Below are 12,188 nucleotides of genomic sequence, written 5' to 3' on the forward strand. Positions count from 1 at the left end.
ACCTCGTTGTCGATTCACGCCGCGATTTGCAGTCTTTCTTGCTGCGCCGCCTGGTGCGCTAAGGACTTTAAATTTAAGGAAACTCTGCAAAAGTCCCCCAGTTTTTGTTAAAGAAAACATGCCAGAGCCCCTGCTGAATATGACTCGACTGATTTAAAATACGTAGCATGAAATCTAGCAATCCTCAGGCTTCTCTTGGTCTTTCCTTGTCTGTGCGCAAGACCCGCAAAGCGACCTTTCTGGAGCAAATGGACCGCGTCGTTCCTTGGTCGCGTTTGGTTGACCTGATCGCGCCGCACTACCCGGCAGGTCGCACCGGGCGTCCCCCTTTTGAACTTGAGACGATGCTGCGCACCCACTTTCTGCAGCAATGGTTCAACCTGTCCGACCCGGCCATGGAAGAAGCCTTCTTCGACACACCGTTGTACCGTGAGTTTGTCGGTCTGGCTGACAACGTCCGTCTTCCAGATGAGACCACCATCCTGCGGTTCCGTCACCGGCTGGAGAAGCACGGCCTGGCTACCCAGATGCTGGCTGAGATCAATACCATTCTGCTTGAGCGCGGCCTGATGCTCAAAGAGGGCAGCGCCGTTGATGCCACCCTGATCGCTGCACCGAGTTCGACCAAAAACAAGGACAAGGCCCGTGACCCCGAGATGCATTCCAGTCAGAAGGGTAACCAGTGGTACTTTGGCATGAAGGCGCATATCGGAGTCGATGCGGATTCCGGCCTGGTGCACACGGTACGCTGCACCAGCGGCAATGAGCACGACATCACCCAGGCGCACCGGCTGCTGCACGGTCATGAAAAGTCCGTATGGGCCGATGCCGGGTATCAGGGTGTCGAGAAGCGACCAGGTGCTGATCCTGCGGTGACTTGGTATGTGGCCATGCGCCCAGGCAAACGCAAAGCCCTCAAGCAAGCCGGCGAGATGGGCGAACTGTTGGACAAGGCCGAGAAGTTCAAGGCCGGTATTCGCGCCAAGGTGGAGCATCCGTTTCGGGTGATCAAGCGCCAGTTTGGCTACATGAAGACCCGCTACCGGGGACTCAAGAAGAATGCGGCGCAGATCGCCACCTTGTTTGCGTTGTCCAATTTGTGGATGGCTCGGCATAATTTGATGGGAGCGCAGGCATGAGTGCGCCCAAAGTGGGCCAGCAAGGCCAGAAGGGGGTTCAAAAGGCCCAGAAAGCCCCGAGAAGCGGGGGTCAAATGACCCAGGCTGGCGTTCGTGACCAGGCTGGCAGCGGAAATGAGCGCGGTACCACATCATTTTTTAGTTATTCAGACTGTCCCTAGTTATTCAGACTGTCCCTAGCAAATAGTTCGGCCATCCTATCTTTTTGTTTATAGGTTTCGTCATCATTCAAGCCTTCACTCTTTATAAGAGCCTTTAACACTTCTTCTCTTTGCTTATGCACTTCTGGTGAAATTCTTACACCATGCATAGCAGGAGTTAGGTTTTCATTAGTTGGCACTTCCAGGAGGGAAGACACAATACGATTTATTTCTTCTGGCTGAACACTAAACCATTCTCTACCAGTTCCAACAATTTTACTTTTGAAAAAACCTTTGATTAACCCTTCAATTCTTTTTGCTTCATCTATGGGACATTCATAAGACTTGTAGAAATAATAATTTGGATTGTGTGTCTTATAAGAAGCAAGCCGTTTTTCCAAACTTTGTTCAGTAATGCCAATCTTTGTACTCAATCCATCAACAAGAATGTAAATGTGGCCATTCATAGGGCTTTCCTAGAATTTGTTGCAATGCCTTAATTCTATGATAAATAAAATAAAATGTCTCTTATTCCTAAAAATGCGCCACTGTTCCACAGAAAAGTTCAATAAAAAAGCCCACCTGATTTCTCAAGTAGGCTAGATTTTTAAGGGTGAGTGTGGAGTGGGGGTAGATCGGTAGGGTTAGGGGTTAGCCTGGTTGAAGGGGGAGATTGGAGATGGGCTGAAAGGGTTAGGGTTTAGCCCTTGGAGTTTTTCAACAAGTTTTTAGAGGAGCTTGGAGCAAGTCCGGCTTTCAATGGGTGATCAGACCACCACTTTATTCAATCTTGGCCTTTTTGCGCAGGTCTTCCTGGTACTGGGTCAGCTTTTGCTGCTGCAATTGCTGCGCCACCTGAGGCTTGACATCTTCGAGCGCGGGCAACTGGGCATCGCGCACGTCGTCCAGGCGAATGATGTGGTAGCCAAACTGGGACTTGACCGGGGTCTCAGTCAACTGGCCCTTGGTCATTGCGGTCAATGCTGTGGCAAATTCGGCCACATAATTGCCGGCAGGCGCCCAATCGAGGTCGCCACCCTTGGCGCCAGAACCCGGGTCTTTGCTTGATTTTTTGGCAATTTCTTCAAACTTGCCACCCTTTTTGAGCTGGGCAATGATGGCCTTGGCTTCTGCCTCTTTTTCAACCAGGATGTGGCTGGCGCGGTACTCTTTGCCACCGTTGGCGGCCTTGAACTTGTCGTACTCGGCCTGGATGTCGGCATCGGTCACCGGGTTGGTTTTTTGGTAGTTGGCAAACAGTTCGCGGATCAGGATGGTCTGGCGTGCCAGTTCCATCTGGTTCCTGAAGTCAACCGAAGTGTCCAGACCCATCTTTTGGGCTTCCTGCATGAAGATTTCGCGGGTGATCACTTCGTCCTTGATTTGCTGTTGCATTTCTGGTGTCACCGGGCGGCCAGACCGCTCGACCTGCTGCTTCAGTGCCTCGACGCGCGTCAGGGGGACGGCCTTGCCATTGACGATGGCCACATTTTGAGCCAGTGCCGAAAATGACAAGCTGCCTAAAAGGGCAGCAATGGCGAGGCTGGATACCAGTTGGTGTTTCATTCAAGTTTCCTGAGATTAAATAAATAGAAAAGGCTGAGGTTTCCGCCGCCAGTCCTCAGGACTGGGGTGTTTTGGCTTCAATGGCGAGCGCGTGCAAGCCTTGGTCCATGAAATCTTGGAGCGCATCATACACAAGTCGATGCCTTGCCACGGCAGACTTGCCGGCAAATACCTGCGCCGTGATGCGCACCCTGAAATGGGTGCCAAATCCGGTGTCGTTGGCACCGGCATGGCCACGGTGTTGGTGGCTTTCGTCGATCACCTCGAGCGCCAGGGGGTCAAGTTTTTCCTGCAGGCGCTCCTGCAACTGATGTGCGGTGGGGGCAAAACTCATGGGGTTGATTTTTTGGTGTCGTCGTCCGCCAGATAGCGGGAAATATAAAAACCCTGGCCAACAATAAAGACCAGCGGGAAGGCGTAGCCCCAAAGCTTGAAGTTGACCCAGGCTTCAGTGCTGTAGTAGGCGGCGACATAGGCGTTGAGAATCGCCATGAAGGCGCTGTAGGCGATCCACATGATGTTCAGGCGCATCCATACCGGCTCGGGCAGCGTGAGTTGGCTGCCCAGCAGCAGTTTGAGAAAATTCTTTTTGTAAATCCAGACCGCCACCGCCAGCGCAATTGCCATGGCGGCATAGAGCACGGTGGGTTTCCACTTGATGAAGCGGTCATCGTGAAGCACCAGAGTGAGCGTGCCAAAAACCAGGATCAGCGCCAGTGTGATCTTGTGCATGGCCTGCAATTTGCGGTCAATGCCGTAGATCAGGGCCATTTGCAGCACGGTCGCCACCATCAGCACGCCGGTGCCGATGTAGATGTCGTACATCTTGTACGCACCGAAGAACAGCAGGATGGGAAAAAAGTCGATCAGTATTTTCATGTAGGGGTGAAGTTTAACGAAGCCGAGTTCATGCAGTAGCGCAGGCCGGTGGGGGCCGGGCCGTCGTCAAAAACGTGGCCCAGGTGGGCGCCGCACTGGGCGCACACCGTTTCCACCCGTTTCATGCCCAGGCTGTTGTCGGTGATCTCGGTGATGGCATCCGGGATGGCCAGCGAAAAACTCGGCCAGCCGCAGTGCGCGTTGAACTTGGTGCTGGCGTCAAACAGCTTGGCATCACAACAGATGCAGTGGTAGCTGCCGTCGGCCTGAAGAGCCTCGTACTTGCCGCTGAAGGGTCGCTCGGTGGCGGCATGGCGCGTGACTTGGTAGGCCACGGCTTCGGCGCCTTTGGCTTGCAAAATGGCTTTCCACTCGGCGTCTGTTTTTTGAACGGGGAAGGTCATGGTTTTGCGTCTTTCAAAGGGCTATGAACTGCAACTGATCTCTATATGGCTGGCCCAGTCGGGCGGCAGGCCGGCATAGGATTCGAACGCGGGGTGTTCGTCAAACGGCTGCTCCAGCAAGTTCAGCAAATTGGCGACCATCAAGAAATCCTTGCCTTTGGCGGCCTTGATGGCCAGCTCGCCGAGGTAGTTGCGCAGCACGTACTTGGGGTTGGTTTTGAGCATCAATGCCGCCGCCTGTTGCGGATCAACACCAGCGAGGCGCGCGCCATAGCGCAACTGCCACACATCCCAGGCGGCAACGTCAAGAAACAGGTCGCGCACCGGCGCAAACTGCTGGCTGGCAACGGCCTGGCTCAGACGGCGCCAGAACAGGCTGTAGTCAACCCGGTCTTGCGCCAGCAAGGCCAGCAGGTCGTGGAGCAGAGTTCGGTCATCAGCGTCTTCGTTCTCCTCAGGCAAACCCAGTTTGGCGCGCATCAATTGCAGCCAGCTGCGCTCGAACACCGGTTTGAAGCTGTCCAGCGCCCGCAGGGCCAGGGCCTGGTCTTCGATCAAGGGCATCAGCGCCTGCGCCAGCGCATACAGGTTCCAGTGGGCGATGTCGGGCTGGCGGCCAAAAGCATAGCGGCCACCGCGGTCGGTGTGGTTGCAGATATGGCCCGGGTCATAGGCATCGAGAAACTGAAACGGCCCGTAGTCGATGGTCAGGCCCAAAATGCTCATGTTGTCGGTGTTCATGACCCCGTGGCAAAAGCCCACCGCCTGCCAGTGCGCCACCATCACCGCGGTGCGCTCGGTCACCTGCAGCAGCAAATTGGCATAGGGGTTGGCGCCAAGCGTGGCTGCGGTCTGGCAGTCAGGGTAATAACGCGCCAGCACATAGTCGGCCAACGTTTTGAGTTGTGGCAACTGGTTGCGCGCGGCAAAGTGTTCAAAATGGCCAAAACGGATAAAGCTGGGGGCCACGCGTGTCACCACGGCTGCGGTTTCCAGCGATTCGCGCGCCACTTCTTCGTCTGAGCCCACCACGCACAGGGCGCGGGTGGTCGGAATGCCCAAAGCGTGCATGGCTTCACTGCACAAAAACTCGCGAATGCTGCTGCGCAACACGGCTCGGCCATCTCCCATGCGCGAGTAGGGTGTGAGGCCGGAGCCCTTGAGTTGAACCTCAAGACCATTGGCCTCGCCCAGCAGACAGGCGCGGCCGTCGCCGAGCTGTCCGGCCCATTGGCCAAACTGGTGGCCGCTGTAGACGCTGGCCAGTGGTTGGGTACCGCTGATGGGCTGGTTGCCTGCCAGCGCCTCCAGCAGTGCATCGCCAGCCAGTTGGCCAGGCGCCAAGCCCAGCAGCTCAGCAACAGCCTCCGAGCGGCCTACCCAGTAGGGCGCTGGCAGGGCCTGCGGGGCCAGCGCGGTAAAAAAATCGGCACCCAGGCGGTGGAAGTGGTTGTTCCAGACCAGGCCAGTGTGGCTGATTTGGAAAGGCTGGCTCAATGAATTCATGGGCGAATTGTGTCTTGCGGCACTCAAACCCAATGTTTGCAGGGGCATCCGGTGCATTTATCCCGTAACATCCTGAAACTTTGCCATTGTCGGCCGGAACCTCCACAACCAATGTTGCCACATCGTTTCTTGCCGCAGTCGCTCAAAACCCGCGTCACGCTGATGACGCTGGCCATTGTGGTGGTCAGCTTTTTGGTGTTGGCTTTTTACAGCAAAAGCTTGTTGCGTGAAGAATTGCTGCTTTACACCGGCCAGCAACAGCGTTCAGCCCTGAGCTTGTTCGCTGCTGAGGTCAATTATGGTTTGCAAGACCGGCTGGATACTCTGGATGCGACGGCGTCAAGGCTGACGCCAAAACTGCTGGAAGACCCGGCATCGGCCACCGCCTTTTTGCTTGACCAGCCGTTTTTGGCCAGACAGTTCAATGCCGGTGTGATGGTTTGGGATCAGCAGGGCGCGCTGCAAACCGAAGCGCCGTATGTGTCAGACGGCTCGATGGCCGGGGCGCTTGACGCGCAAGCGCTCGCCGGAGTGCTTCAGGGCGGCCAGCCCGTTATTGGACGCATTCACACCGTTGACAACGGTAAAAAGCCAAGGTTTGCCATGGCGGTGCCCATTCGTGATCCGCAGGGCGTTGTGGTCGGGGCACTAGGGGGAGTGATTCGGCTGGATCAAGCCAATTTTCTAAGCCAGTTGACATCCCACACTTACGGAAAGACAGGCAATTTTTTTTTGGTGGACGCAAGCCAGAGACTGATTTTTGCCACGTCGGACGCCATGCGCTTGTTTGAGGTTTTGCCGGTTTCTGGTGTGAGTCCGTCAATTGACCGTTTTGTGCAGGGCTTTGAGGGCACGACTCAGGTCGCTGGTCCGACAGGTGAGGATGTGCTGGTCAGTGTTCAACAAATCCCGCTGGCGCGTTGGTATGCGTCTGTCACGCTCACGCCTGCGGAAACTTTTGCCCTGATTGATAACGTCAAGCTGCGCGCAAGACTGGCCGCACTGGTGCTGGCACTGATTTGCGTGAGCCTGATCTGGCTGATGCTGCGCCGCCAGTTGGCCCCCATGACGGCGGCTGTCACAACACTGGACGGCTTTGTGCGCCAAAACCAGGCGCCCCAAGCTTTGCCGGTGGTGTTGGATGACGAGGTGGGCCAACTGGTGGGAGGCTTCAACAGATTGCTTGACACCTTGGCGCAGCAGCAGCATGCGCTGCTGCAAAAGAAGTTGTTCCTTCAGGCAGTGCTGAATTCAGTAACTGCGGAAATCGCCGTGCTCAGCCACGAGGGCGTGATTCTGGAAGTGAATGAAGTCTGGCAGCGCCAGGAGGCGGGGCGCGCCAGGGTCGCCGGGCAGAATGATCCGGGCTCGGAGGTCGGGACCAATTTTCTGCAGGCTTGCGCAGGCATTGAGGCTGCCCAGGTGCCTGGCGAGGGCATGACGGCGCAGGACGGCATTCGGGCTGTTCTGAATGGTCAGCTGCCGCGCTTTTATCTGGAGTACGCCCGCCATTCACCGTCGCAGAAGTGTTGGTACAGCATGAGCGTCACGCCATTGTCGGGCGCGGCGCGGCAGGGCGCTGTGGTGTCGCTGGACGACATCACCTCGCGCATTCAAATGGAAAATCAGGTGCGCGAGCTGGCCTTCTATGATCCGCTCACCCGTTTGCCCAATCGCCGCCTGGCACTGGAGCGGCTGTCGCAGCAATTGGCGCGCGCGCGCCGCGACAAAGCCAGTCTGGCGCTGCTGTATGTTGACCTTGACAAGTTCAAGCCGATCAATGACGAACTTGGGCACGAGGTGGGTGACTGGTTGCTGCAGGCCGTGGCCCAGCGCATTCTGGGTTGTCTGCGCGCGTCTGATACCGCCGCGCGCATGGGCGGGGACGAGTTTGTGGTCTTGCTGCCCGATCAGCAAAGCAGTGAGACCGCCGTGGCTGTGGCCGAGAAAATCTGTCAGGCGCTGGCACAGGAGTTTGTGACAGAGCAGGGCATCGTATTGAGCATTTCATCGAGCATTGGCGTGGCCTTGTACCCGGACCACGGCAACACCGAGAAAGATATGCTGCGCCTGGGTGACGAGGCCATGTACCAGGCCAAGAAAAGTAGCCGAAATGCCGTCTTCCTGTGTTTGCCGGCAGCAGCGCAGTCCGGCCCCGGAACGGGTGCCGAGGCTCTAAGGTCTTACGTCCACCTGCGCTGGAAGGCTGCATTCAACAGCGGCCATGCGGTAATTGACCGGCAACATGAAAACCTGTTCCTGCTGGCCAACAACTTGCTCGACAAGGCAGCTTTGCGGCACCAGCAACCGCAGGCTTTTGAGACTGCCTATGAAGCGCTGGTTGACCACATAGTGACGCATTTTGAACACGAAGAAGCCATCTTGCGCGATTTGGGGTATGTTGATTTGGCGCAACATGCGCAGCAGCATCAGCTGCTGCTGACACGGGCCACGACACTGCACCGGCAGTTTCAGCAAGCGCCTGAGAAACCCGGTGCCGAGGCTGCCTTGACCAAATTCCTGGTGACTGAGCTGGTGGCAGGCCACATGCTGCATGCGGATCGTGATTTTTTTGCCTTGTTTGCCCGGTCTTGATCAAGGCATTTTTGGCAGTACGATGCCATTTTTAAGAACTCAAGATGGAGACACCCATGCTGGGATTAATGCAGAGCCAACAGTTGTCGATTTCGTCATTGATCGAATTTGCCGCGCGCCATCATGGCGAGGGCCAGATCGTGTCGCGCCGGGTTGAAGGCGACCTCCACCGCTACAGCTACAAGGAAGCGGCGCAGCGCTCGCGCCAACTGGCGGGTGTGATGGATGCCTTTGACGTGAAGCAGGGCGAACGCGTGGCCTCCATCGCCTGGAACGGTTACCGCCACCTGGAGATGTACTTTGGCGTGAGCGGCTCCGGGCGGGTGCTGCACACCATCAACCCGCGCATGCACCCGGAGCAGATCGCCTGGGTGATGGGCCACGCGCAGGACCAGATGGTCTGCTTTGACTTGACGTTTTTACCCATTGTCAAGGCCATTCATGGCAAATGCCCCGGCGTGAAATGCTGGGTTGCGCTGTGCGATGCCGACCAGCTGCCGCTTGATTCCGGCATTGCCAATTTGCTGAGCTACGAGGCCCTGCTGGCGGCCCAGTCCGGCGCCTATAGTTGGCCCGATCTGGACGAAAACACCGCATCCTCGATGTGCTACACCAGCGGCACCACGGGCAACCCGAAGGCTGCCTTGTACAGCCACCGCTCAACCGTGCTGCACGCGTATGCGGCGGCGCTGCCCGATGTGATGGGCATATCGGCGCGAGATGCCATCCTGCCGGTGGTGCCGATGTTTCACGTCAACGCCTGGGGTATTCCGTATTCTGCTGCGCTCACAGGTGCCAAGCTGGTGTTTCCCGGGCCGGGCATGGACGGCAAGTCGATCTACGAGTTGATCGAACAGGAGCGGGTCACCTTTGCCGCCGGCGTGCCCACCATCTGGCAAATGCTGCTGGGTCACATGGAGCCCAACGGGCTCAGGTTTTCCACCCTCAAACGCACGGTCATTGGTGGCTCGGCCTGCCCGCCGGCCATGATCACCGCCTTTAACGACAAATATGGCATTGAAGTGCTGCACGCCTGGGGCATGACCGAGATGAGCCCGTTGGGCACGGTGTGCACGCTCAAGAACAAGCACCTCACGATGTCTGATGAGGACAAGATGAAGGTGCGCCTGAAACAGGGCCGTGCGATTTTCGGGGTTGACATGAAAATTGTCGATGCCGGGGGCCGTGAATTGCCGTGGGACGGCAAGACCTTTGGCGACCTGCTGGTCAAGGGCCCGTGGGTGCTGCGCGAGTACTTTCAAGGGGTGGGCGATGCCGCTCCGGTGCGTCCGCTCATTGACGGCTGGTTCCCCACCGGCGACGTGGCCACCATCGACGCCGATGGCTACATGCAGATCACCGACCGCAGCAAGGACGTGATCAAGTCGGGCGGCGAGTGGATCAGCTCCATTGACATCGAAAACATTGCCGTGGCGCACCCGGCCATTGCCATGGCTGCCTGCATCGGCATGGCGCACCCCAAGTGGGACGAGCGCCCGATTGTGGTGGTGGTGAAGAAGCCGGGCACCGAGGTCACGCGTGAAGAAGTGCTGGCTTTTTACGAGGGCAGGGCGGCCAGGTGGCAAATTCCCGATGACGTGGTGTTTCTTGACACCATTCCTCTGGGTGCCACCGGCAAGATGCAAAAAAGCAAGCTGCGCGAGGTGCTCAAGGACTACCAGTTGCCCGATTTGCGCTGACAAAACTCGCATTCGTTGCGAGCCCCGGATTCTGCATGGCATTCTTCACGCTCTCTCTGCTCAACGGCCTCAGCTACGGGCTGCTGCTGTTCATGCTGAGCTCGGGTTTGACGCTGATCTTCAGCATGATGGGCGTGCTCAATTTCGCCCACGCCTCGTTTTACATGCTGGGCGCCTACTTTGGCTATCAAGTGACCGAGTGGCTGGGCTTTTGGCCGGCACTGGTGCTGGCGCCCCTGATTGTGGGTGCTTTGGGTGCCCTGTTCGAGCGCTTTGCGCTGCGCCGGGTGCACAGGTTTGGTCATGTGCCCGAGTTGCTGATCACCTTTGGCATGAGTTACCTCATTCTGGAGCTGGTTCAGCTGGTTTGGGGCCGCAGTTCAGTGGATTACCGCGTGCCCGTGGCACTGGACGGCCCGCTGCTGACGCTATTTGGCACCCAGTTCCCGCTCTACCGCGCCTTCATGATGGGCGTGGCCCTGCTGATGCTGGCCGCCTTGTGGTTGTTGCTGAAACGCAGCCGCGTCGGGCTGGTGATCCAAGCCGCGTTGACGCACCCCGGGATGGTCGAGGCGCTGGGGCACAACGTGCCGCGTGTGTTCATGTGGGTGTTTGGGGGTGGTTGCGCGCTGGCCGGTCTGGCAGGCGTGCTGGGCGGCAATGCCTTTGTCACCGAGCCCGGCATGGCCATGGCCGTGGGCGGCATCATTTTTGTGGTGGTGGTGGTGGGTGGCATCGGTTCGCTGGGCGGCGCCTTTCTGGCATCGCTGCTGATTGGCCTGATGCAGACCTTTGCCGTGGGTCTGGATGTGTCGGTGCTGTCGCTGCTGCAGGGCAACGGTGTGCTGCTGACCGAGCACACACCGGGTTATGCGCTGTGGCAGCTCAAAATCAGCCAGCTGGCGCCGATCCTGCCCTATTTGCTGCTGGTGCTGATACTGATTTTCCGGCCCAGGGGTTTGCTGGGCGCGCGGGGCGACTGATGCGACGCAACCTGGTGTGGATCTTTTACGCGCTGTTGCTGGCGTTGGCGCCACTGGTTTTCAGCAGCAACCTGGGCCAGGCACTGTTGAGCCAGATGGGCATCGCCATCATTGTCTGCCTGAGTTACAACATGCTGCTGGGGCAGGGCGGCATGCTGAGCTTTGGCCATGCGGTGTACTCGGGCATGGGTGCGTTTTTGGCCATTCATACCCTGAACCTGGTCACGGGCGGAGTGACCCTGCCGGTGAGCCTGATTCCGCTGGCAGGCGGTTTTGCCAGCCTGCTGTTGGCCGGCGTGCTGGGCTGGGTGACCACCAAAAAAGCCGCCACGCCGTTTGCCATGATCACGCTTGGCATGGGGGAACTGGTGTGGGCCATGGCGCTGATGTTCCCCGGGTTTTTTGGCGGCGAGGCCGGCGTGTCGGGCAACCGGGTGGCCGGCAACCCCGTTCTGGGCATCACCTTTGGGCCGCAAATCGAACTGTATTACCTGATTGCCCTTTACACCTTTGTCTGCACCGCGCTGATGTATGCCTTCACCCGCACCCCGCTCGGGCGCATGCTGAACGCTGTGCGCGACAACCCTGAGCGCGTCGCCTTCGTGGGCTACAACCCGCAGATGGTGCGTTACCTGGCGTTTGCCATCGCCGCGTTCTTTGCCGGAATCTCGGGTGGTCTGGCGGCGCTTAATTTTGAGATTGTCACTTCCGAGGTGGTCAGCGGCTACCGTTCAGGTGCCTACCTTTTGTTCACCTTTCTGGGTGGCACCACTTTCTTTTTTGGCCCCATTATTGGCGCCATTTTGATGGTGCTGGCATTTGTGCTGCTGTCCCAGTTCACCCAGGCCTGGCTGCTGTATCTGGGACTGGTCTTTATTGTCATGGTGATGCTTGCGCCGGGCGGCGTGGCCTCGCTTGTCATGCTGCACCTGCGGCTGCTTCGGTCTGGCCACTGGCGCCGATTGTGGCCGGGCTACCTGCTTCTGGTTGGTGCTGGTGTGCTGGCCCTGGCGGGCGCTGCTGTGCTGCTGGAGATGATTTACCACCTGCCGCAAAGCGCGGCGCTTGGGCCCAAACTGCGTTTCCTGGGGGTCACCTTGGACACCCACGGGTTAGGCAGTTGGGCGGGTGCCAGCGTTGTCACGCTGGCCGGCCTGGGCTGGTTTGAGTGGCGCCGCCGCCGGTTTGTGCCGATCCTGGTAGAAATTCAGCAGGAGCAACTGGAAAATGTGCAAAAAATCAAACACCAGGATCCGGCATGAGGCCAGCCTCGCCA

11 protein-coding genes are annotated in these 12,188 nt (G+C 58.0%); 5 read left to right on the forward strand and 6 right to left on the reverse strand.

Annotated elements, in window-relative coordinates:
• Nucleotides 1-167 precede the first annotated feature (167 nt).
• Complete coding sequence (locus tag GPS82_RS10935; protein WP_296494510.1) at nt 168-1,139, forward strand: IS5 family transposase; 972 nt, start codon at nt 168-170, stop codon at nt 1,137-1,139.
• Between the two features lie 157 nt (nt 1,140-1,296).
• Here the strand turns inward: GPS82_RS10935 and GPS82_RS10940 are convergent, their stop codons facing one another.
• The 6 genes from GPS82_RS10940 to GPS82_RS10965 all read right to left on the reverse strand — a co-directional run bounded on the left by GPS82_RS10940 (nt 1,297) and on the right by GPS82_RS10965 (nt 5,634).
• The gene (locus GPS82_RS10940) at nt 1,297-1,746 is read right to left on the reverse strand and encodes a GIY-YIG nuclease family protein (protein WP_296494512.1); all 450 of its coding nucleotides are present in this window, start codon (nt 1,744-1,746) and stop codon (nt 1,297-1,299) included.
• A gap of 313 nt (nt 1,747-2,059) precedes the next feature.
• Entirely contained in the window at nt 2,060-2,845 is a 786-nt protein-coding gene (locus GPS82_RS10945; RefSeq protein ID WP_296494514.1) for a peptidylprolyl isomerase, read from the reverse strand.
• A 55-nt stretch (nt 2,846-2,900) separates the two neighbouring features.
• Nucleotides 2,901-3,179 (reverse strand): BolA family protein, encoded by a 279-nt coding sequence (locus GPS82_RS10950; RefSeq protein ID WP_296494517.1) that lies wholly within the window; start codon nt 3,177-3,179, stop codon nt 2,901-2,903.
• Nucleotides 3,176-3,724 carry a septation protein A gene (locus GPS82_RS10955; protein ID WP_296494519.1) on the reverse strand — a complete coding sequence of 183 codons (549 nt, stop codon included), beginning with the start codon at nt 3,722-3,724 and terminating at the stop codon, nt 3,176-3,178. Before GPS82_RS10955 ends, GPS82_RS10950 begins: the two co-directional genes overlap by 4 nt.
• On the reverse strand, nt 3,721-4,128 hold the full coding sequence (gene msrB / locus GPS82_RS10960) for a peptide-methionine (R)-S-oxide reductase MsrB (protein WP_296494522.1): 408 nt from the start codon (nt 4,126-4,128) through the stop codon (nt 3,721-3,723). The genes GPS82_RS10955 and msrB overlap by 4 nt, the downstream gene beginning before the upstream one ends.
• 21 nt (nt 4,129-4,149) lie before the next feature.
• Entirely contained in the window at nt 4,150-5,634 is a 1,485-nt protein-coding gene (locus GPS82_RS10965) for a protein adenylyltransferase SelO (protein ID WP_296494525.1), read from the reverse strand.
• A gap of 111 nt (nt 5,635-5,745) precedes the next feature.
• Between GPS82_RS10965 and GPS82_RS10970 the strand changes: the two genes are divergently transcribed.
• The 4 genes from GPS82_RS10970 to GPS82_RS10985 are packed head-to-tail and all read left to right on the forward strand — an operon-like array spanning nt 5,746 to nt 12,174.
• Complete coding sequence (locus tag GPS82_RS10970) at nt 5,746-8,229, forward strand: diguanylate cyclase (protein WP_296494527.1); 2,484 nt, start codon at nt 5,746-5,748, stop codon at nt 8,227-8,229.
• Nucleotides 8,230-8,285: 56 nt separating this feature from the next.
• A complete protein-coding gene (locus GPS82_RS10975) occupies nt 8,286-9,929 on the forward strand; it encodes a 3-(methylthio)propionyl-CoA ligase (protein ID WP_296494529.1) in 1,644 nt (547 codons plus the stop codon).
• A gap of 35 nt (nt 9,930-9,964) precedes the next feature.
• Nucleotides 9,965-10,912 carry a branched-chain amino acid ABC transporter permease gene (locus GPS82_RS10980; RefSeq protein WP_296494531.1) on the forward strand — a complete coding sequence of 316 codons (948 nt, stop codon included), beginning with the start codon at nt 9,965-9,967 and terminating at the stop codon, nt 10,910-10,912.
• Nucleotides 10,912-12,174, forward strand: coding sequence for a branched-chain amino acid ABC transporter permease (locus tag GPS82_RS10985; RefSeq protein ID WP_296494532.1), 1,263 nt, complete (start codon nt 10,912-10,914; stop codon nt 12,172-12,174). Before GPS82_RS10980 ends, GPS82_RS10985 begins: the two co-directional genes overlap by 1 nt.
• The last annotated feature ends 14 nt before the right edge of the window (nt 12,175-12,188 follow it).

Origin of the sequence: Rhodoferax sp., from assembly GCF_011391645.1 — a bacterium.
In the GTDB taxonomy this organism is placed as follows: Bacteria; Pseudomonadota; Gammaproteobacteria; order Burkholderiales; family Burkholderiaceae_C; genus Rhodoferax.

Bases quoted from the DNA above. Each gene is read 5' to 3' on its own strand.
- GPS82_RS10940 (WP_296494512.1), bottom strand. From the start codon at position 1,746: ATGAATGGCCACATTTACATTCTTGTTGATGGATTGAGTACAAAGATT.
- GPS82_RS10970 (WP_296494527.1), top strand. From the start codon at position 5,746: ATGTTGCCACATCGTTTCTTGCCGCAGTCGCTCAAAACCCGCGTCACG.
- msrB (WP_296494522.1), bottom strand. From the start codon at position 4,128: ATGACCTTCCCCGTTCAAAAAACAGACGCCGAGTGGAAAGCCATTTTG.
- GPS82_RS10980 (WP_296494531.1), top strand. From the start codon at position 9,965: ATGGCATTCTTCACGCTCTCTCTGCTCAACGGCCTCAGCTACGGGCTG.
- GPS82_RS10975 (WP_296494529.1), top strand. From the start codon at position 8,286: ATGCTGGGATTAATGCAGAGCCAACAGTTGTCGATTTCGTCATTGATC.
- GPS82_RS10955 (WP_296494519.1), bottom strand. From the start codon at position 3,724: ATGAAAATACTGATCGACTTTTTTCCCATCCTGCTGTTCTTCGGTGCG.
- GPS82_RS10950 (WP_296494517.1), bottom strand. From the start codon at position 3,179: ATGAGTTTTGCCCCCACCGCACATCAGTTGCAGGAGCGCCTGCAGGAA.
- GPS82_RS10985 (WP_296494532.1), top strand. From the start codon at position 10,912: ATGCGACGCAACCTGGTGTGGATCTTTTACGCGCTGTTGCTGGCGTTG.
- GPS82_RS10945 (WP_296494514.1), bottom strand. From the start codon at position 2,845: ATGAAACACCAACTGGTATCCAGCCTCGCCATTGCTGCCCTTTTAGGC.
- GPS82_RS10965 (WP_296494525.1), bottom strand. From the start codon at position 5,634: ATGAATTCATTGAGCCAGCCTTTCCAAATCAGCCACACTGGCCTGGTC.
- GPS82_RS10935 (WP_296494510.1), top strand. From the start codon at position 168: ATGAAATCTAGCAATCCTCAGGCTTCTCTTGGTCTTTCCTTGTCTGTG.